We start from the raw sequence: 21,818 nt of genomic DNA on the forward strand, positions 1-21,818 counted from the left end.
TAAAGAAAAGTAAAAACGTCATACCACATCGGTTTGGAATATAACAACTCGCTTCTTAAAACATTTGTATAAGTTTTACCATTAATGTCCTCAAAATCCTGTCACTTACACAAAGTGCCCAGCACTACTATAAGTAGTATTCAAACGGGATTGATTTAGGTTTGCCACTACCAAAATCTTATAGGTGTTTTTTGCATATTCAGGGCTCTTTATATCGACCATATATATGTATAAGTACGGCGTATCAGCCAGCTTTTTAGAGTAGGTGTATTGGTGTAAGTGCTTGATTTTGAGGTAATAATTTTTTTAAAAAAACCACAATTGGCAGTTAACTGCTGAGTGACTCTACTGTACTTTCGCATTAGTTTTTTAAATCTTACTTTGTCCTAATTAAACAATATACCTAAATAATCACGCCATGAAGCATTCTTTCTGGTTTCTTCTTTTTTGTACTTTTTCAATCTACGCTCAAACTCCTCCTCAAGTAAGCGAGAAAAATGAGCTAAAATATCCACTTAATTCATCAGGTTCTCATTTTTTTAAGGTTACGTTTATGAATCAGACGTGGCTGAGATATAATCAAAGCAACCCTGGTACTACGGTGCTTGGCGAAGCCGCTTCGCAGACTTTGGATTTAGGGTTGCGCCGTACACGGATTCAGATGTTTGGGCAGATTAGTGACCGGGCGTTTGTGTATTTTCAGATGGGAATGAATAATTTCAATTTTTTGAATGGATTTCCTGCTTTGGGGAATGCCCAAGGAGTAGCTGCCAATCGTAAAATTGCCTTTTTTATTCATGATGCTGTGGTCGAATATTCGGCTTTTGTCAATAAGGATTGGCTCAAAATAGGAGGGGGGCTGACGATTTTGAATGGTCTTTCGCGGTTTAGTCAGCCAAGCGTGACTTCCATCATGACGATGGATGTGCCAGTATTTGCGCAAGCCACCGTAGATCAGACCGACGAGTTTTCGCGAAAGCTGACTTTGTATGCACGCGGGCAAGTAGGTAAGTGGGATTATCGTTTAGGCTTGACCGATCCCTTTCCTATTGGTACTAGTGGAAACCCCGTTCCTGCTATTTCAACCAACTCTTCGTTTGCCGTCAAAGGTCATCATAAGCAATATCAAGGTTTTTTAGTTTATAATTTTTTTGATAAAGAAACACACCAGACGCCCTATATGACAGGCACTTATCTGGGTAAAAAGAAAATACTGAACATAGAAGGCGGGTTTATTACTCAAAAAAATGCCATGTGGCGTACCGAAAACCAAGGGCGTGACACCGTCTATAATGCCTTGAAACTATGGTCGATTGCGATGTATGCGGATATGCCTCTCAACAAACAAAAAGGGACGGCTATTTCGGCTTATTTGGGTTATTTTAACACTGACTATGGGACAAATTATTTACGCTTCAATGGTATCATGAACCCTGCCAATGGAACCACATTGCCGCTTTCAGGAGTATCTGGTACCCAAGGAAATGCTTTCCCGATGTTTGGAACAGGGAGTGTGGTGTATGGACAGATAGGCTATTTGTGCGCAGCGGATTTGCTAGGTAAAAATGGCACACTTATGCCCTATGCATCGGCTCAATTGGCAGATTATCAGAGACTAAATAAAACGGCGGGAATTTATAGCACAGGAATCAATTGGCTACTTAAAGGTCATAATACTAAACTGACACTTGATTATCAAAGTCGCCCTGTGTATCAAAATGCTACGAATGGTCAGCTTAATGCCAATGGACGAAAAGGCGCTTTGACGCTTCAATATCAGATTTTGATATAAAAATTGGGTCTTTTTCAATATATACCAAAAGCTTCCTAGCCAAGGGAGCTTTTGGTATATATAAGACTCAAAAAACATTAAATTATCATTAAACCTGACCAAAGTCATCACTAATCGACATAAAATGGCTAGATTTTTGTTTACAAAAAAGTAGTTTTTATTGTATATAATTACCCTAACTACTATGACTCAACAAAATTTTACTAAGCTAACAATAGGGATTGTATTAATACTAAGTACTTGGGCTTGTAATCCAAATGCTAACGAGCCTGTGCAAGAAGGAATCGATAAAGAGCTTGAGAAGGTACTTATAGCTGCCTCTTCAGGAAAAGGGAAAGAGTTTTATATGTTGCCCGCTAGTATTGATTTTAATAAAATTCCTCAAGACCCTAAAAACCCCATTACTGCCGATAAGGTAGAGCTAGGCAAACTTCTATTTCATGAGACAGGTCTTGGAATGACTCCTCAAAAAGCATCAAGTTACCAAACTTATTCATGTGCTACTTGTCATCATTCAAAAGCAGGATTTCAGGCGTGCGTGCCGCAAGGTATGGGCGAGGGAGGCACGGGCTTTGGGGTAAGTGGGGAGACTCGCACGATTAAGTCTGATTACAAAGCTACTGAAGTAGATGTACAGCCTATTCGTACACCTTCGGCGATGAATGCGGCTTATCAACCCAATATGTTGTGGAATGGGCAGTTTGGGGCTACTCATTTCAACGAAAATACGCAAGCTTCGTGGACTAAAGGGACGCCCAAAGAAAACAATAAATTTGGGTTTCAGGGCATCGAAACGCAGGCTATTGCGGGTCAAGGGGTACATCGATTGGGATTTAATCCTAATTTTTTCTTTAATCGACCACTATATCGAGATTTATATGCAAAGTCGTTTGACCTAAAAACTTTGAATGACCCCGTACAATCAGTCATCAACGTAGGGCTGGCGATTGCTGCTTACGAACGGACCTTATTGTCGAATGAGGCGGCTTTTCAGCGATGGCTGAAAGGTGAATACAGTGCTTTGAGCGAGAGCCAAAAGCAAGGTGCCATTTTATTTTTTGGGAAAGCGGGTTGCTATCAATGCCACAATGGCCCGTCTCTCGCCAATATGGAATTTCATGCACTTGGTATGTCGAACCTTACCGAAGGAAGCTATGGGAGAAATGTAGTCGTAAATGCCGGTAGCGAAAAAGCTGAGCACAAAGGAAGGGGAGGTTTTACGGGCAAGGCCGCCGATATGCACAAGTTTAAAGTTCCTCAGCTTTATAATTTAAAAGATTCACCTTTTTATGGACATGGAGCTTCGTTTACAACCATCGAGTCGGTGATTGCCTATAAAAATGCGGCAGTACCTCAAAACAAAAATGTGCCTTCATCGCAATTAGCCAAGGAGTTTAAGCCTCTTCAACTAACGCAGGACGAAATACAAAACTTGACGTCTTTTATCAAAGAAGGGCTATATGACCCTAATCTTAAAAGATATGTACCTCAAGCTCTGCCTTCGGGGCTTGCCTTCCCTAACAACGACGCCCAAAGTCGTAAAGATTTAGGTTTTTAGGTGTTGTATTTTTTTGTAAAAAAAATGGTTTATTTGCTGACAAGAAATGTGAGGCATTAAAACCACTTTGAGCCTCCTTAATGTTTATAAAAAAATAAAATACATCAATGAAAAAAATCATTTTAAGTTTTCTGTTAGCAAGCACGGGGTTGATTTATGAAGCCGCAGCGCAGTCGGTAGCGGCATCCGTAGTAGTGACCGATACCTCTCGACTAGAGGAGTTTGTGGGAAATTTTAAGTTTGAAGACCTTCCTTTTGAATATATCGAATTTAGCATCAAAGAAGGAAACCTGTATGTCAAAGCAGGAGACAGAGAAGGGCCTTTAAAACCTATTAAAGATACGATAGATAAGTTTGAAAATGCCGATAATATGGCTAAATTCTCTTTTTTGCGCAATGAAGAAAAACAAATTGTCAAAGTAGTTTTGGACTACGACGGTAGTGTATTTGAGGGTAAAAAAGAGGCCTCCAAAAAATGATTCTATTCAAAGCTAACCTTGGCTAAATAAAGTGGTCTATACCGTCTATAAGGATAGACATTGAAATCAGATTTGAGAAAGGCTCTTGAAAAAGAGTCTTTTTTATTGGATTTAGAAAGCGTATAAATCATCCGAAATCTTCTTTGAAAAGAAACTTCTTTTAGATGTATGAAAGTTTCTTTTCTTCACAAATTCCTTTGGGGTTCTTTGCTTATGGGAATCCTTGCCATTTTGGGGGCTTGTCACCGAAACGCACCATTGACCTATCAACCTATTGCCGAGCCTTTTGTACTTGACTATGCACCTAATCGCTTTGAGGCCGAAATCCAAAAGTACGAAAAAGAGGATGCCACCAATGGCATAAAAAAAGGCGGCGTTTTGTTTTATGGAAGTTCGAGTTGGCGGCTTTGGAAAGACATTCAGACCGACCTGGCACCTCTTCCTATTTTAAATCGGGGTTTTGGGGGCTCCACTATTCCTGAGCTTATTCATTATGTAGACCGAATGGTGTATCCCTATGAGCCCAAGCTCATTGTGGTATATGGTGGAGAAAACGACTTAACTGGGAAAAAATATAAATCTCCCGAACAAATGTTTGATTCTTATCGAGAGTTTGTATCACTGGTACAAAAGCGCTTGCCTCAGACTCATATTTGTTTTGTCTCCATGAAACTCTCTCCTTCGCGGCGTCAACATTGGCCTACCGTCAAAGCCGGAAATGCCATGGTAAAATCAATGAGTACAGGTAAGCGATTATCTTATGTAGATATTAATCCTGTGCTTTTCAATGCCAACGGAACGGTAAAAAGCGAACTTTATACCAAAGATAGCTTACATATCAATCCCCAAGGGTATCGAGAATACGCCAAAGTACTTGTGCCAGTCTTAAAGAAAAAATACAAGTAAACCATGCAAACAACTCGTCGCCAATTTATCCAGCAGTTAGGAATGACCAGTGCAGCCTTCGCACTATCTAATGCTTTTTCTTTGGATGCATTTTCTAAAGTCAAGGCGAGCTTGCCTCGAAGTGCGCCAGAGCTACAAGGAATGGATTCTGCGGGTATCCTTGCTTTTTTGGAAGCTATTGCCCAAAGTAAACACGAATTCCATAGTCTTATGATAGTAAGGCACGGGCAAGTAGTTGCTGAAGGGTGGTGGGCACCCTATCGGGCAGATTTACGGCATACGATGTATTCGATGAGCAAAAGTTTCACTTCTACTGCGGTGGGTTTGGCGGTAGCAGAAGGAAAGCTCAAAACTTCGGACTTAGTGATTTCTTTTTTTCCTGAAGAGTTACCTAGTCAGGTAAGTGATCATTTAGCCGCACTCACTATCAAGGATTTGCTTACGATGTCGGTAGGTCATGCGGTGGATCCAACGGGTCAAGGGATTAGGAATGAAGAAAATTGGGTGAAAATGTTTTTGGCTTTGCCTATTGTTCACAAACCCGGTAGTACGTTTTTGTACAATAGTATGGCTACTTATATGTGCTCGGCGATTGTTCAAAAAGTAACAGGCCAGAAGCTGATTGATTATCTCAAGCCTCGTTTGTTTGAGCCATTAGGAATAGAAGGGGCTGATTGGGAAGAAGATTTTAAAGGCATCAATACGGGTGGCTGGGGCTTGAGAGTACGCACAGAAGATTTGGCGAAGTTTGGACAGCTTTATTTGCAGAAAGGCGTATGGAACGGCAAACAAATCATTCCGAAAGCATGGGTAGAAGAAGCTACGTCGTTTCATATTCAGCAGCCTTCGCCTGCCAAACCTACACGACCCAAGGAGGATAATGATTGGCTGCAAGGATATGGCTATCAGTTTTGGCGTTGTCGTCACAATGCTTACCGTGGCGATGGAGCGTATGGGCAATATACAATTGTGATGCCTGACCAAGATGCGGTGATTGCGATTACGAGCGAAACCCCCAATATGCAAGGAATATTGGATTTGGTGTGGACTCATTTATTACCTGCGATGAAGTCTCAGCCTCTTCCAGCCAACAACGCTTCGGCTAAACTACTAAAACGCCACATGAGTACTTTGGCGCTTAGTGCTCCGAAGGGAAAAGTATTGCGAGCCAATGCTGCTAAAGTATCCGGTCAGTCATTTAGGATTGAACCTAATCCCCACAATATAGAGAGTGTATCCTTGAGCTATCGCGAAGGGGATACTTATCAGTGGGTGATGAATGATGCGCAAGGTACTCATAAGATCATCTGTGGGCTTGGAAAATGGGCTTTTGGAGAAACAGATATTCCGCGCCCTAACCTCGTGCCCTCTCAGAAAATAAGAGGGGAAAAAATCGCCAAAATAGCCGCTAGTGGGGTATGGAATGATCCTCAAACCTTTGAAATCACGATAAGGTACTATGAGTCCCCGCATCGGGATTATGTGATATGTTATTTTGAGGATGATAAAATTCGAGTCAGTTTTGACACTAGTATTAATCGAATGTCGGGCACGAAAGACAAACGAGAGCCCATTGAGGGTAGAAGGGTAGTATAACACATACAACAAAAAAACGGCAACTCCACCTGAGTTGCCGTTTTTTAATATATACTTTCTAAAAATAGAATTAGAGAGGATTTTGAACTATGGCTTTGTTGGCATCAATTTCTCTTCTTGGAATCAAAAACTCCCACTGAACATCACCTGGAGGCACATCAAAAAGTACTGTGATAGAGGCGATATGATTGGCTCCATTGCGATTGAGAGGTTGGTTGAGTCTTTTTAAATCTAAGAATCTAAATCCTTCACCCCAAAGCTCTATGCGGCGGTTGAAATAGATTTCGTCTAGCAAAGCAGCCCCCGTACTAGTCGAGAGTTTGTAGGCTGCATTTCTTTTGCTAACAAGGTCAAACAAGGCTTTGGCAGCACCTGCATCATCACCTAGTTTAGCTTTAGCTTCCGCTTCAATCAAATACATCTCGGCGGCTCTCATGTATGGTACATCACCCATTGCACTTGTTGAAGGCGTACCCGGAAGTCGGAATTTTTGATTGAGATAAGGTACTCGTACACCCCCAGGAGGCACTATCGAATTGGCAGCAGTGGGAGCTTTTACCCACATTTTAGACCGTATGTCAGTGCTAGGGATTTTATCATAAAGTAGGCTATTGATTACTTTAGGATAGGTTCTGATTACGGTCGAGTTGTAGTTGCAAGAGATATAGGAGTGATATCCACCAAAAAACTCTGATTGATCTTCGAGGTGGTCAAAACCCCACATCCATTCTGGATTAGAGATATCAGCAAAACCGTCTTGGTATTGTGTCTCAGACATTAATGCAAATCCAGTACGTGCTTCAGCGGCATATTTGGCGGCATCAGCCCAGTTTTGTTGGGTAAGTGCTACTCGGGCCAAAATCCCTTTTGTCACCTCTAAGTTGATATGTGATTTGAACGAACGTGCAGTTTTAAGTAAAGAAGCAGCTTGTTGTAAATCTTTATTGATTTGAGTATATACTTCTTCTACGGTATTTCTGGGAAGCCCCTCTGTAGTCGGTGAAAGTACCAGTGGTACTGCTAGTTGACTATTAGGTTTGGCTGATGCGTCGTATCTTTTGCCATAGAGCTGTACTAGATTGAAGTAAGCCCACCCGCGTAAAGCGTAGGCTTCCCCTTTGAGTTGGTCTCGTTCAGATTGAAGACCTACAGCATTGTCAATGTTGGCAATAGCGATGTTGGCATTCCCAATTACTCGATAGTAAAGCTCATAAGGGAAGCGGGCCATCGTATTGGTTTCGGAGCGGTGGGCTGTCCAGCGAGTTTCGCCTACGTGCCAGCTAGCAGCGGTAGTACCTATAATAACGTCTTCTCCCATGTGGTCAAGAATAATCATCATAGCAGGATGACCTGAATGCCCTTGAGAGCTTAAGTACCTTACAATCAAGGCTCTATAAATGCCATTGATAGCAGCAGCGGCATTTTTGGTAGTGGCATAAGCAGACGCCGCATCTACACTCGCCGTAGGAGCAGTGTCAAGAAAAGTCTTTTCGCAAGACGTAGCTATTGTACATATAATAGCTAGTAATATGATGATGAATTTATTTTTCATAGTTTCTTGAATGTTAGATTGAAAGTGAAATACCCATTACCAGCGACTTAGCAGAACTATAAACGTTTCCGGTAGTTCCTGCAAAATTTTGCTGAACATTCATACCACTTCTTTTTGATTTTATGAAGAAGTTTTCACCACTTACAAATACCTGGGCATTGCCTAAATATAGCTTTTGAGCAATGAGCTTAGGGAGCGTATAAGAAAGAGTCACTGAGCGTATGTTGATATAGCTCCCGTCGATGAGCCAGCGGTCAGAAGCAGCATCGAAATCGGTTGTACGTCCAGCGTCCATTCTAGGGACATCCGTGATGTCACCAGGTTTTTGCCATCTTTTTAAGATATCAACATGTTTGGCGCTGTGATACCCAGCTCCCATCAAACTAGCATAGGCTCCATCGTAGATTTTACCCCCAATTTGGTACACTACCAAAGCCGACAAAGTGATGCCTTTGTAGCTAAATGAGTTCGTAAAACCTCCTGTTAGTTTAGGAATAGCTGACCCATTATAATGGAAGCGAGCATTGTTGATATTGGTTGTGACAGTGTCACCTTTTTCGGTGATAGTGGAGTTGGCAGGTACATAGCTAGCTGCTCTGTAGAGTGCTTCTCCCGTAGTAGGACTAACACCCATAAATTCTCTCAACCAATAATCGTAAATGGAGCTACCTTCTTTGAGTTTTTTAGTTCCGTCAATGAGTTCTTTATTCTCATCAGGCATTTTGGTGATTTTGTTTTTGTAAGAAGTTGCATTGAGATCTAAGCGCCATGAGAAGTCTTTGGTCTTAACAGGTTCAAAACCCAACTCTATTTCGATGCCTTTGTTGTACATCGTACCGATGTTGCGAGTTACGGTAGTGATACCCGTTGACAAAGGCAAAGGAACATCAAAAATCAAATTAGAAGATTGACGGTCGAAGTACTCAATAGTTCCCGTAACACGGTTTTTGAAGAGACCAAATTCAAGAGCTACATCAAAAGCATTGCTTGATTCCCACTCAAGAGCAGTATTTCCTAAACTAGATTGCAAAATACCCGCTTCGGTAGCATTGTTCCATCCTAGAGCATAGAGAGGTTGCCAAGCATAATTGCTGATATCGCCGTCGTTTCCGGTTTGTCCATAAGAGCCTCTGAGTTTTAAGGCACTGATTTGGGGAACTGATTTTAAGAAACTTTCTTGATCTATTCTCCAAGCTCCACTGATAGAATAGAAGGTCCCCCAACGTACATCTTTATAAAACTTACTAGAACCATCGCGGCGTGCCGAAAGCGACAAGAAGTATTTTTGATCGTAATCGTAGTTAATTCTTGAGAAATATCCCTCTACTCTCCGACGGTTGAGTTGTGAGGTAAGGTTGGTGGTCGTTGTAAAGTTTACAAGCTCATAGTTGCCATCCAAAATCTGCTGAGAACGAGAGCCTTCAAGGTTGTTGCTCATTTGGTTGTAGCTTTCGTGTCCTACGAGGGCTTCTATTCCGTGGCTACCAAATGTTTTGGTGTAATTCAGGAGTTGAGAAATGTTGTAGCTAGCTAGGTATTCAAATTCGTGGGTTGACCTACCAGCAGGGGCACCGTCTCCGATTTCGGGGTTTCCGAAAGTGACGTTGTTGCGGTTGGTGATATCCGCACCTACATTGGCCGTGAACTTAAAGTTTTTCAAGAAACTAATCTCAGCAAAACCACGCCCTCCAAATACATTGCGGCGGAAGTAGTTTTGGTTAAGAAGTGTTTCTGAAATAATGTGGCGACCGCCATATTGAGGCCTGTTTGGCAATCCTAAAGCGCTTAAGTTACCATAGTCCCAGCGTCTATTTCCGTTTTCGAGCATTAAGAAAGAGCCTGGATTGGCAGGGTCATAAGCGTAAATGGGATAAATAGGGGCAATTCCTCTCGAAAAGAAAAATGGGTTAACGAATGATGTACCTCCAGTAGCTGGAGCATCAGATTGGTTTGAATTTGAAATAGTAGCCGTAATGTTTGCTCCTGTTCTAAACCAAGGCTTCATTTGACTATTTACATTCAAACGAGCGGTATAGCGTTCAAAATCAGAACGGATAAGAAAGCCTCTGTCGTTTAAGTATGATAGCGACACAAAGTAGTCAGTATTGTTGTTTGACCCTGAGAAGTTGAGGTTTAACTCATCCCTATTACCTTGACGCATGATGGGTTTTTCCCAATTGAGGTCATCGGGGCTGTAAAGCATCTTAGCACTTGAATTGAATACCCCATCTGTGCTTACAAGCTGATTGAAAGGAACGTTATAAATGTTGTATCCCACAATCGCTCCTAATCCATTTGTTGCATTGGTACTGGCTGTTGCCATAGGAATAGGGTTGGTAGCACGGTAGGCAAAGTTGTTGCGGTTTGCTTCCCACATCAATACATAGTAGTCGGCAGGACCTACACGGTCATATTCTGGTAAAGCTCTCGTATTAAGACCTTTAGTGTATTTGATGTTGATACTATTAGCTCCTTTTTGTCCTTTTTTGGTCGTAATCATTACAACACCGTTGGCCGCACGTGCTCCATACAAAGCAGTAGATGCTGCATCTTTGAGTACCGTAATAGTCTCAATGTCGCTCGTACTGATGTTGGCAATGTCGGCGCTATAAGGGATACCATCTACTACATATAGGGGGGAATTGGAAGAAGAAATAGATCCAAAACCTCTAATACGAATATCAGGGGCAGAACCAGGCTGACCGCTTCCGGCGGTTGTTTGTACCCCCGAAGTAGCTCCAGCAAGTGCTTGTCCAAGGTTGGTGACGGGGCGAGGTGCAAGGCTGCTAGCGTCGATTTTGGCGGCCGAACCTGTAAACGAAGCCTTCTTGGCAGTACCAAAAGTAGTGATGACTACCTCTTCTAGATTTGCTGCATCAGGCACTAGACTTACATTGAGCGTAGTTTGATTGCCCACTACAAACTCTTGAGCCACAAAGCCTACATAACTAATTAGTAAGCGTGAATTTGCAGGAGCGCTAATCCGAAAGTTACCCTCAGCATCTGTGTTAGTTCCTTTCGTAGTGCCTTTAATGACGATGTTTACTCCTGGCAACGGAGCACCATCATCTGCAGTAACTTTTCCCGTAAGGGTTTTGTCTTGGGCATGTACAAACGTACTAGCCACTCCTCCCAAAAGGAGGAGAAAGAGCAGTAAAGCTTTTCTCATAGTAATTTAGTTTTTGATAAAGTGTAATGAGTACTTCTAGGTGTGGAAAAACACCGTGCAATTTTAGTTAATAAAATTGTATATTAGGATATTTTTAGGTTTATTTTTTTGTGTTTAAGTATACGTATATGCCCTTTTAGGTGAAATTTTGTTTTGTGAAATTTGAATTATAGAATTTTATATTCTAATTATTTAATCTTTTGAATAACAATGGTTGAGAAAATTGACAAGTAAAAAATACCCCATTCTGCAAAATGAGGCATATTTTGAACCGTAAAATAAGTTTCAAAAATAAGGAGAGGTAAATTTTAGAGAAAATGAAAGAGATTTATTTTATATCGGATAGTATTGCCAACCAAGCTTCATGTACTTTCCCTGCTGAGAGAAACTGCTTAGCAAGTTGTAATAAATCACTATTGTGATGAAGACTTCTAAACTCTTGGATTTCGCTTGTCAAAGGAAGTTGTTGGATATTTCCAAGACGGCCTAGGTCATTTCCTGTAAATAAAGGATTCGATTTGATAAAATCAGGAATCATATCTACGCCAATTCCTCTTTGGGTGCTAGGTTTTGGTACTTCAAAAATCGCTTCTCCCGAAGCTCTTGCATACCAATTCCCCCCCATTCGGGCTACCCAATCGGTTTTTTGTTGGTCAATTTTTCCATTTTCATCAAGTATATCTTCAGAAAAATGAGCCAGTATGACTTCACATATAATGAGGTTGGCAGCTCCGCCTTCTTCTCCCAACGAAATGATTTGTTTTACTTTACACTCAAACACTGCTTTTGATTCACCTACGCGGGGCGGTTTTACTTTCTGGGAGGGCACTTCCGTAAAACCTGCTTTGATAAATTCGTTGGTGCCCTTGGAGTATTCGCAACTTGCAAGCGACATCTGCTCTACCATTGCATAATCCACCATGTTGATAACCACTTCGTCTACTTCTTGTACATTTTCAAGCGTATGTTTGTTAGTGGCATCTCTTACTCGTCGATTGGGCGAAAAAATCAGCGTTGGAGGTTTTGTACCAAACAAATTGAAAAAACTAAAGGGGCTGAGGTTGACATTGCCTTCTTTGTCAACAGTACTGGCAAAAGCGATAGGTCGTGGAGCAATAGCCCCCTGTAGATAATGGTGAAGTACAGGAACTGAAACCGCCTGAGGGTCGATAGTAAGCATGAGTTGACAGATTTTCCTTGATGAAGACTTAGATTATTTGGGAGGCAAGATAGTGGTTTTTACTTCGCCAAATCCTACTTTGATGTCTCCTTTTTGCGCAAAACCGCGCATAATAATAGTGTCATAGTCTTCTACAAACTTACGTGTAGAGCCATCAGGCAACACAATGGGATTTTTGCCTCCCCAAGTCAGTTCCAACAACGACCCAAAACTGTCGGGCGTAGGCCCTGAGATAGTTCCTGAAGCTAGTACGTCGCCTGTATTGAGATTGCAGCCATTGATAGTATGATGGGCAATCTGCTGAGCTACTGTCCAATACATATTTCTGAAATTGGAACGACATAGCAGCGTTTCTGAAAGTGGGTTTTGACTGGATTGTAGGTAAACTTCTAGTACAATATCAAAATTTGAGAGATTATAGCCACTTAAATAAGGCAAAACTTCAGGAGATTGGGGAGAGGCCAGTACCCGAAAAGGAGAAAGAGCTTCTATCGTGACTACCCACGGAGATAGAGACGAAAAAAAGTTTTTAGACAAAAAAGGACCTAAAGGAACATACTCCCATTTCTGAATATCACGGGCCGACCAGTCATTAAACAACACAAATCCAAACACGTGATTTTCGGCGTTATCTACCGAAATATTGGTACCAATCTCATTGCCGTTGGCTATAATAGTAGCCATTTCAAGCTCAAAATCGAGGCGTTTGGTAGGGCCAAAGAGAGGAGGCTGAGTGTCGTCGGGACGTGTTTGGCCTTGAGGACGATGAAAATTTGTACCAGATACAAAAATCGAAGAAGCTCTACCATGATAAGCTACGGGCAAGTGCTTCCAGTTGGGTAGGAGGGCATTTTGCGGGTCGCGAAACATCGCCCCTACATTGAAAGCGTGCTGCTCGCTCGAATAAAAATCGGTATAATCTCCTATTTTGACCGGTAGATGCATAACCACCTCTCGCTGTGCTACTAAAAAATCTGCCGCATGTGTTTTAAAAGGGCTACAAGGGTCTTCAAAAATCTGCTGCAACACTTGCCTTACTGCCACGCGGATATTTTTTCCGGTAGCCATAAAAGCATTAAGAAAATCTTGTTGAAAGACAGTTTTATCAAACTCAAGTGCATTAAAAGCCCCTAATTCAGCTAATTTAGACATATCTATGACCCATTCGCCAAGAGCTACTCCGACGCGTTTGGGAGTATTAGCGGTAGAAAAGATGCCAAAAGGTAAATTGTGAATTGAAAAATCTGTGTTTTTATCTATCGAAAGCCACATTTGAATTCAGGATTGGTGATATAAAGAAAAAATAGAGCTGTTATGAAAAATTTCATTCCAGCCAACTTTGATAATATTTGCCATCGTCAATCAACATTGCTTCTTGGGTAAGCATGAGAGGTCTAAAAGTGTCAATCATGACGGCAAGCTCGATAGTTTCCTTTTTGCCGATACTACGCTCATAGGCTCCCGGAGCAGGGCCATGAGGAATACCCCCAGGATGAAGTGTAATATGCCCTTGCTCGATATTGTTGCGACTCATAAAGTCTCCGTCTACATAATAAATCATCTCGTCGGAGTCGATATTGGAGTGATTGTAGGGCGCAGGGATGGCCTGCGGATGGTAATCATACAGTCTAGGACAAAACGAACATACTACAAAAGCACTGGTTTCGAAGGTTTGGTGTACGGGTGGAGGTTGATGAATACGTCCAGTGATAGGCTCAAAATTGTGAATCGAAAATCCATAAGGGAAATTGTATCCATCCCATCCTACTACATCAAAAGGGTGCGTTGGATAGAGCAGACTGTATATTTTTCCTTGTTTTTTGATTTTGATTTCAAAATCTCCTTTTGTGTCGTGCGTTTCTAAAACTTCGGGGAGTTTGTAGTCGCGTTCGCAAAAAGGAGAATGCTCAAGCAACTGCCCAAACCAATTGCGGTAGCGTTTGGGAGTATAAATAGGATGAAACGATTCGGCGATAAGTAGACGATTGTCTTCACTATCGAATTCGATTTGGTAAATAATACCTCTCGGAATGATGAGATAATCTCCGTATTCGAAGCGGATATTGCCTAGTTGCGTTCGCAGTTGACCACTTCCTCGGTGAATAAACAATAGTTCGTCAGCGTCGGCATTTTTATAGAAATAAGAAGTAAGAGAATGCTGAGGTGCCGCTAGCGAAATATGAATGTCGCTGTTGACGAGTAATCGAGTACGACTTTCTAGATAATCTTCTTTTGGAGGTACTTCAAAGCCTTTCAACAAACGCGCTTTGATTCCTTTTTCTACCGCGATTTTGGGCGAAACATCTGTTTCTGACAAAATCTCCTTGACCATCGTAGGGCGGTGGATATGATACATCAATGACGACATGCCGTCAAACCCAATCGTACCAAACAACTGCTCATAATAAAGTCCACCCGAGGGTTTCTCAAATTGAGTGTGCCTTTTAGGAGGTATTTTGCCGAGTTTATGATAAATAGGCATATCTATTCCGATTAGGATACAATAATATATATGCAAAGTTATGTAAATAAAATGCTTTGGCAATATTTGTTATAACAAATATGTTAATCTAATGTTTTTATCTTTGAAAAAGAGCTATCGCTTTTAGGGATTTAAAAATGCCCCATCAATCACAAAGAGAGTGGCACCTATGTCAGAATACACTTTGTGGGAAGGCTCCCCATCCGATACTTGAAACGACATTCCTTGCTGGAGAATATGACGTGAGCCATCCAAAAGCTCAACGATGAGCCGCCCTTCAATACAATAAGCAATATGTCCTTTTGCACACCAATGATCGGCTTCGTAGGAGACTGAATATTGAATATAGCGGACTTTACAAAGTGGGTATTCTATGGTGCGAACATAAGCCACACCGCTTTCTCCTTTATGTTCCGTAACAGGTAATTGTTGCCAAGACGTAATTTCGAAGGGTATCATAGTATGGTGCGGTCGCCGTGAGATTTGGGTTCTGAAATGACCAAGAAATGCAAATCTTCCGTATGATTATTTTGAATTTGGTGAGCCACTTGTTTGGGCACATGAATACTTTCGTGAGGAAGAAGTGTGTAAGTTTTATCTCCTAATATAAAAGTAGCTTTTCCTGCCAAAATATAAAACAATTGCTGACAATGATGATGAAAATGACGCTGCTCAGCAGTAGCGGGAGGCATTCGTTCTTGAATTACACTCAGGCTATCAGATTTGAGTAAGTGCCATCCGTCGCAACCAAGCCCCCACGTATAATGTTCGGCATTTTGAAGAGAGATAGGCATATTGTGGAATTTTTTCAAAAATAACAAAATAGCCTCGTCCATTTTTCAATGAACAAGGCTATTTAGAAAACTACTGAGAAGTTAAGTATTTTTTACCTCTACTTTGGGGGGAATCAGCCGGTACAAGACTGGTGTCACAATCCTCGATAACAAAGTAGAACTAATAAGACCGCCTATAAGCACCCATGCTAGAGGTGAATAAAGAGGATTGGCTTCGATAGCCAGTGGAATAAGTCCGCCTATGGCGGTAAGGGAAGTAAGCACGATAGGAACAAAGCGTATTTCGCCCGCTTCTTGAATCGCTTCTAAAAGCGGCAGACCTTCTTCACGAAGCTGATTTGTGAAATCAACCAACAAAATCGAGTTTTTGACCTCAATCCCAATCAAAGCTATCAACCCAATCACCGCGATGAAAGAAAGAGGATAACCCACAATCCAAAGCATCGTAAAGGCTCCAATGATACCCAAGGGAATTACCGATAGTACAATCAAGGAACTTTTGAAAGTCCCAAACTCTAAAATCAGAACGCCGATGAACCCAAAAGCTGTGATAAGAATAATTGTACCCAATCCGCCAAATGATTTCTCGCGGGCTTCTAATTCGCCAGCGGCTTTGTAAGTGAAATCTTGAGGAAATTGATATTTTTCGAGCTTATCGATTACTTCTTTATAAACATTATCAACCAAATAGCCATTTTTTACAAAAGCCGAAATAGTCACAAACCTGTCACGGTCATAGTGGCGTATTTGATTGGTGGATACTTCAAACTCAATGTCGGCTACTTGACGGAGCGGGATGGATGCACCTGCCAGGGTATTGACATATAGATTTTTTAGAATGTCAGAATTCGTGGTTTTGCCTTTGGGGAGAGTCACATTGATATTGTAGTCATCGCCCTTGGAGTCTTTGTAAGTACCAATATTCAAGCCTGCAATGGCAAGTCTTACCGTTCGGTTTATATCTGCTATCGATACGCCGAGCATTCCCGCTTTTTCTTTGTTGATTTTTACCCGTAAATCTGTACGTCGGGTAGTCAGCGGATTTTTGACATAAATAGTCCCGGGAGTGGCTTTCAAGATTTTTTCTACGTCGGCAGCTACATTTCTTAGTTTGTCGAGGTCTTCACCCATTACCCTAATAGCGATAGGAGCTTCTGTATTAGGCCCCTGCTCAAAATCTACCACTTCGACGTTGGCATTAGGGATGTAGCGTAGGCGTTGGCGGAGGCGCTCAATGACTTTCTCTTTTTCAGGAGGATTGATTTCGTCTTGAAGTTGGACAAAAACTTCTGCATAGTTGCTTGATTCTGAACGTTCAATCACATTGTAGTACATCCGAGGAACGCCTCTTCCAGCACTACTCGTGAAAAATTTTACTTCGGGTACCGTTTTGAGCTCATTTTCAATAAGTCGAGTGGCACGGTTGGTTTCATCAAGCGTACTTCCTTCGGGAGTCTCTAGCGTGACCCTAAACATGGGCTTCTCTGATTTTGGAAATAACCCAAATCCAATGATTTTGGGGATAGTAAGAGATGCACCAAAAAGCAAACCTGCTACCAGTAGGGTAGGAAGGGGATGGCGTAAAGCCCAATTCAAAAGGCGGCTGTAAGACCCAGAAATGAGTTTTTTCAGCGCTCTTAAAAATATATTTCCTTCGGGATTGTGGTTGTTTTCTAACAATCGGCTGCTCAAAAAAGGAACGATAGTGAGCGAAACCAACATAGATGCCAAAATGGTGGTCACTACCGCCGTAGGAAGGCTTCTGATAAAGTCGCCCGAGGCTTCTGGTAGAAATATCAATGGCAGAAAAGCCAAGATAAGGGTGACAGTACAGCCAATTACCGCCAAGGTAATTTGCTTTGTTGCTTTGACCGCCGCATCGCGTTTAGAATAGCCGTCGCGCATCCATCGTTCGATATTTTCGACCACCACAATCGAATCATCCACCAAAATACCCAACGCCACAATCAACCCTACCACGCTCAATTGGTTGATACTGTAGCCTAGATAATGCACGGCTGTCAATCCAATAGAGAGTGATAATGGTATTGAAATCATAACTACCAACGCAGCCCTAAAACCCAAAGGAAGCAATGTAAGTGCTACTAAAAGAATAGCGATACCAAAATCTTTGGCAAAACGATCCAAGCGACGATCTACACTGACCGATTGGTCAAAGTATTTTACCATTTTGATATGCTTAGGCATTCCTTTTTCAAAGGCTGCCAGTGTTGCGTTGAGTTTTTTACCCGTTGCAGTGATATTTTTTCCAGCTTTTTGAGCTGCTACTACAAGTACTGCTCGTCGGCCATTGAGGCGAGTGTAGTTGGTTTCGTCTTCATAGTTGAAATCCACCTCGGCCACATCGCGTAGATAGATGATTTTTTGGCCATTGGTAGCCACTATGGTACTCCGAATCTGGTCGAGTGATTCATAATCCCCACTGGTTTTGACGTTGAATCGGCGGGCACCTTCTTGTACACTCCCTGCCGGGATGTTGAGATTTTCGGCTTGAAGTGCCCCCAATACGCGATTGATGGCGATTCCTTCTTGGGCCATTTTCTCGATGTTGAGCGAAATTCGGACGTTTTCTTTGGGAAAACCAAAATCTTTGACACTTCGTAAATCTTTATTTTTTTCTAAAACCTTACGAAGTTTTTCGGAATAATCGGCTAGCTCTTTGTATGAAGCTACTTCCGATACCAAAGCGACCTGTACAATATTTACCAAACCAGGGTCAAATTGGAAGTACCGTATGTCAAAAATATCAGTTGGTAAAATGCCCCTCATACTATTGACTTCACGGGCAACTTCCTGCTTTTTTTCATCATTGTCAACACCGTATTCATATTCTAGCATAAAAACCGCTAGACCATCATCAATGGTGGTTCGGATATTGTTGACATCTTTGAGTTCATTGAGGCGCTTTTCGACAGGGTCCACTACCAGTTCTTCCATGTCTTTGGGGTCGGTGCCGGGATAAATCACCGTTATCACAAACGTAGGCGCTTCAAAAATAGGGTCTTCTGAACGAGGCATATTGAAGAGCGAATTGAGACCCAGTGCCACAACGCCCACAAACATGACGAGCATGAACTGCCAGTTTTTGACGGAAAATTCTGAAAGATTCATCGGAAAAATGTTTTCTATGACATACCTATCCCCGAAGGATAGATATTGGATTCATGGTTGTTATTTCACTATTACGGAAGACGATTCGGTCAAAAAAGCGCTCCCCGCCGTCACTACTTCTTGGATGTTTTCCAATCCATTGGTGATGAGTACTTTATCGCCATCTATAAACCCTATCTGTACAGGTAGCCTTTTTACTTTTTTACGAGTATCATCAAGTACATACACAAAGGCATCCTTTCCATTGCCTTCTACGATGGCCTCAATGGGTACTTTGATATAAGAGCGATTTTGGACGGGTTTGAGTTGTACTTTGGCAAACAAGCCCGCAGCTAGTCTCTTGCCGTTGGGGGTTATTTTGATTTCAATTTCATAGAGTTTGTTCATGGGGTCGGCAGCGGGGGCCAATTTCTTAACGATACCCATAAACGTTTCGTTGGGATAAGCGTCTAGCCCAATGGAGGCTTGGTCTCCTACTTTGAGCCTTGCCCAGTCTTTGTCAGACACGCCCACTCTCACCACCCAATCTCCCTGACGGTCGGAGGTAAGATAAAAAATCGGAGTGCCGGGGCCAGTAAGTTCGCCTTCATTGGCCATTTTTTTAATCACTGCACCGTCGATAGGAGAGGTGATTTGGGCATACGAACGATTAAACTGTGCTATTTGAAGGTTTTGCTTTGCTACATCTAGGGCGGTTGTGACATTTTGCATTTGTTCGAGGGTCGCCGCTGTGTCTTTAAACATATTTTGGACTCGCTTAAAATCACGCTCTGCTTTTTCGACCCCATATTGTGCTTGATTCACTTGGGCATCTATTTCGGTCAAGTTGAGAGAGGCAAGTAGCTGTCCTTTGCGGACCTTTTGTCCTTCTGCAACATAGATTTTTTGGATTATCCCCCCAATCTTAAACGACAGTCGGGCTTCTTCCGAAGAGGCAACCAGCCCCGAGGCGGTGATGCCTTCAGATCTACTGACTGTTTGGACGGGTGAGAGGGAAATAGGAACAAGGACTTCTTCGGTAGAAGTCTCTTTTTGAGCATTTTCTTTGTCGTTACTGCACGAAAAGACAGCCAGTAGGGATGTAGTAACCGCCAGAAAAACAGGCCATAAACGTGATTTATTGTGAAAGTAATTCATGACTTTTTAGGTTTTATTAGAAAATAGTCTATTCCTACTGATTTATTTGATTGCGGTAATTTTATTTAGGTTAGCCTGCTTATTCAGAACATCAAATTGGGCCAACGATTGCTGTAATTGTGCCGTTAGGACTTCGTTTTGAGCGCGTACATACTCAATCAAAAGCACATTGCCATTACGATAGCGACTGTCAATAATTCTAAAGTATTGCTGTGCTTTGTTTACCCCGTCCACGTAGGTTTGAAAAGATTGGCGAGCGGCCTCCAATTCATAAAATGCTTGTGTCGTTTGGAGTTCTATTTGACGTTCGACTTCCAGTTTTTTGGTCTGGAGTATTTCCGTTTGAATTTTGGCTTGTTGGGTTTTTGATTTTCGTTCGTATCCTTTAAACAAATCCCATTGCAATCCGATTTGGGCAACGACATAGGCTTGGTTGGAAAAAGTATACCCAAATCCTTGGAAACCAGTGTTTGCACCGATAAAAAAAGACGGTATTCGAGCGGCTTTTTCGTTGAGTGTAATAGCTGTTTGAGATGCCAATATTGACTGCTCTAATTGTTTGAGCTCTTGTCGATTAGCAAGCGCGAGTTGGGATAAGGACGATGCCGTTTCGGACGTCGATAATTCAGGTGAGAATTTAGCTTTTACAAATACCGAATCAATTTCAACCGAAGATGCTAGGTCTTTATTGAGTAAAAAATTGAAATAAGCCTTCGCCGTTTTTTGATTTTTTTCGGAGTTGGCTATTTGTTGTTTTAGCTTGCTTATTTCGTATTCCGCCCCTACCACCGCATCTTTCGTAACAACATTGTTTGAAGCCAAGCGTTGATTCAATCTCAGCAATTCTTGCAATGTTTTTTCGGCGTTGTTATATATTTTGAGCGCCTCTTCTGCTTGTAAAACCTGAAAATACGCCCCTTCGATATTGTAGCGAAGCTCATTCTCTACTACTCTTTTTCGTGCTTCTTGGGCGGTGAGCAATGTCTTTTGAATCAGATAGTTGTACTGAATTTCGGGGTTGAAAATAGCGTACTGAATCGCAAACTTGGTATCATGAAAATTATTGGGAGCGAGCAGTTCGTCTACATTGGAGATTTGTGGGAATACGCTCGATTGGGTAAGTTGGTTGAGAGTGCTATAGACGGGATTGAGCAAATCTCCCACCGGAAACTGTAACCTGCGCCCACCCGCTGCCAATGAGTAAGTAGGATTAAAACTTACTTTGGGGTAAAACAGCGCCTTGGCTTGTCGAATCGTTTCGCTGGCTTTTTTTATTTCTAGCCCTTCTTGTTTGAGAATGAGATTGTTTTGTAGGCCCTCTTGTACATATGCTTCCAAAATGGCTGATTGTTGGGCGATTACTTCCTCACCTAGTAGGAGCAATACCACTAAAAAAAAACTCCTAATCATATCATATTTAATAAACAGTGTTCAGAAAAACGATAAAAAAATTTACTTGCTGATTATTCCCAAAAAAGTGTGCTTGAATAAGATAGGATAACTAGGGACATAGCCTAAGATATGCTTTCTTGCTGAGGGTGAAAATGGAAAGATGTTTGTCGGCATAAGCGCTTGATTTTAAGAGAATTTATGTTGGCTGTATTATTTATAAAACTAAGATAATCAAACACATGACTGCAATAATGAAACATAAGGGAGAATAATAGAGAGTATCCATCTTTCCAAAATCAGTATGCTTTATCTTTTTGAAGAAACCCACATACCGAAATTCGCCAATCGATCTTATCAAAAAAAGAAAACCAATGACGGCAGTGGCATAACTGAGGTAGATTTCATTCCACAGGGGAAGTGAAATAAAATGGGCTTTTGTGCCAATGATTCCCGCAAACCCAAATAGTCCTAAGGCCACTATGATAGTTTCAGCAGCCCCAGGCTTGAAAAGCAATTGTCCCGTTACTGTTTTGGGAACTGCTAGATCTATCCATTTTTTGCCGCCTACGGCCCAGTAAAGATGCAGCACTCCAATCGACAGAAAGGTACAGATTAAGGCGAATGCAAAAAAGGTATACATTGTAAAATA

16 protein-coding genes are annotated in these 21,818 nt (G+C 41.8%); 5 read left to right on the forward strand and 11 right to left on the reverse strand.

Translation table 11 applies throughout. The features are described from left to right. Window positions 1–418 precede the first annotated feature (418 nt). The 5 genes from G563_RS0128730 (at window position 419) to G563_RS0128750 (ending at window position 6,331) form a co-directional block, all read left to right on the forward strand. Window positions 419–1,792, forward strand: coding sequence for a hypothetical protein (locus G563_RS0128730; RefSeq protein ID WP_028668368.1), 1,374 nt, complete (start codon window positions 419–421; stop codon window positions 1,790–1,792). A gap of 184 nt (window positions 1,793–1,976) precedes the next feature. Further along, on the forward strand, window positions 1,977–3,350 hold the full coding sequence (locus G563_RS0128735) for a cytochrome-c peroxidase (protein ID WP_028668369.1): 1,374 nt from the start codon (window positions 1,977–1,979) through the stop codon (window positions 3,348–3,350). A gap of 107 nt (window positions 3,351–3,457) precedes the next feature. After that, window positions 3,458–3,829: a hypothetical protein gene (locus G563_RS0128740; protein WP_028668370.1), complete on the forward strand. Its 372-nt coding sequence runs from the start codon at window positions 3,458–3,460 to the stop codon at window positions 3,827–3,829. Between the two features lie 168 nt (window positions 3,830–3,997). Then, window positions 3,998–4,735, forward strand: coding sequence for a GDSL-type esterase/lipase family protein (locus G563_RS0128745; RefSeq protein ID WP_051211266.1), 738 nt, complete (start codon window positions 3,998–4,000; stop codon window positions 4,733–4,735). Window positions 4,736–4,738: 3 nt separating this feature from the next. Further along, window positions 4,739–6,331: a serine hydrolase domain-containing protein gene (locus G563_RS0128750; protein WP_028668372.1), complete on the forward strand. Its 1,593-nt coding sequence runs from the start codon at window positions 4,739–4,741 to the stop codon at window positions 6,329–6,331. Window positions 6,332–6,401: 70 nt separating this feature from the next. Here G563_RS0128750 and G563_RS0128755 read toward each other — a convergent pair whose 3' ends face one another. From G563_RS0128755 to G563_RS0128805, 11 genes are all read right to left on the reverse strand, one after another. Continuing rightward, window positions 6,402–7,883 (reverse strand): RagB/SusD family nutrient uptake outer membrane protein, encoded by a 1,482-nt coding sequence (locus G563_RS0128755; RefSeq protein ID WP_028668373.1) that lies wholly within the window; start codon window positions 7,881–7,883, stop codon window positions 6,402–6,404. Window positions 7,884–7,896: 13 nt separating this feature from the next. Next, complete coding sequence (locus G563_RS0128760) at window positions 7,897–11,052, reverse strand: SusC/RagA family TonB-linked outer membrane protein (RefSeq protein WP_028668374.1); 3,156 nt, start codon at window positions 11,050–11,052, stop codon at window positions 7,897–7,899. A gap of 328 nt (window positions 11,053–11,380) precedes the next feature. Further along, entirely contained in the window at window positions 11,381–12,232 is an 852-nt protein-coding gene (locus tag G563_RS0128765) for a flavin reductase family protein (RefSeq protein WP_028668375.1), read from the reverse strand. A gap of 33 nt (window positions 12,233–12,265) precedes the next feature. Further along, the gene (fahA, locus tag G563_RS0128770; RefSeq protein ID WP_028668376.1) at window positions 12,266–13,504 is read right to left on the reverse strand and encodes a fumarylacetoacetase; all 1,239 of its coding nucleotides are present in this window, start codon (window positions 13,502–13,504) and stop codon (window positions 12,266–12,268) included. A 52-nt stretch (window positions 13,505–13,556) separates the two neighbouring features. Next, on the reverse strand, window positions 13,557–14,714 hold the full coding sequence (locus G563_RS0128775; protein WP_028668377.1) for a homogentisate 1,2-dioxygenase: 1,158 nt from the start codon (window positions 14,712–14,714) through the stop codon (window positions 13,557–13,559). A gap of 123 nt (window positions 14,715–14,837) precedes the next feature. Then, window positions 14,838–15,173: a DHCW motif cupin fold protein gene (locus G563_RS0128780; RefSeq protein ID WP_037328458.1), complete on the reverse strand. Its 336-nt coding sequence runs from the start codon at window positions 15,171–15,173 to the stop codon at window positions 14,838–14,840. Beyond that, entirely contained in the window at window positions 15,170–15,508 is a 339-nt protein-coding gene (locus G563_RS0128785; protein ID WP_028668379.1) for a cupin domain-containing protein, read from the reverse strand. Before G563_RS0128785 ends, G563_RS0128780 begins: the two co-directional genes overlap by 4 nt. Before the next feature lie 81 nt (window positions 15,509–15,589). Next, window positions 15,590–18,640 (reverse strand): efflux RND transporter permease subunit, encoded by a 3,051-nt coding sequence (locus tag G563_RS0128790; protein WP_028668380.1) that lies wholly within the window; start codon window positions 18,638–18,640, stop codon window positions 15,590–15,592. A 60-nt stretch (window positions 18,641–18,700) separates the two neighbouring features. Next, window positions 18,701–19,777, reverse strand: coding sequence for an efflux RND transporter periplasmic adaptor subunit (locus G563_RS0128795; protein ID WP_037328460.1), 1,077 nt, complete (start codon window positions 19,775–19,777; stop codon window positions 18,701–18,703). A gap of 42 nt (window positions 19,778–19,819) precedes the next feature. After that, window positions 19,820–21,187: a TolC family protein gene (locus G563_RS0128800; RefSeq protein ID WP_028668382.1), complete on the reverse strand. Its 1,368-nt coding sequence runs from the start codon at window positions 21,185–21,187 to the stop codon at window positions 19,820–19,822. Window positions 21,188–21,383: 196 nt separating this feature from the next. After that, window positions 21,384–21,809 carry a DUF3995 domain-containing protein gene (locus G563_RS0128805; protein ID WP_051211267.1) on the reverse strand — a complete coding sequence of 142 codons (426 nt, stop codon included), beginning with the start codon at window positions 21,807–21,809 and terminating at the stop codon, window positions 21,384–21,386. Window positions 21,810–21,818: the final 9 nt, after the last annotated feature.

It is taken from the genome of Runella zeae DSM 19591, assembly GCF_000423565.1.
Lineage (GTDB): Bacteria > Bacteroidota > Bacteroidia > Cytophagales > Spirosomataceae > Runella > Runella zeae.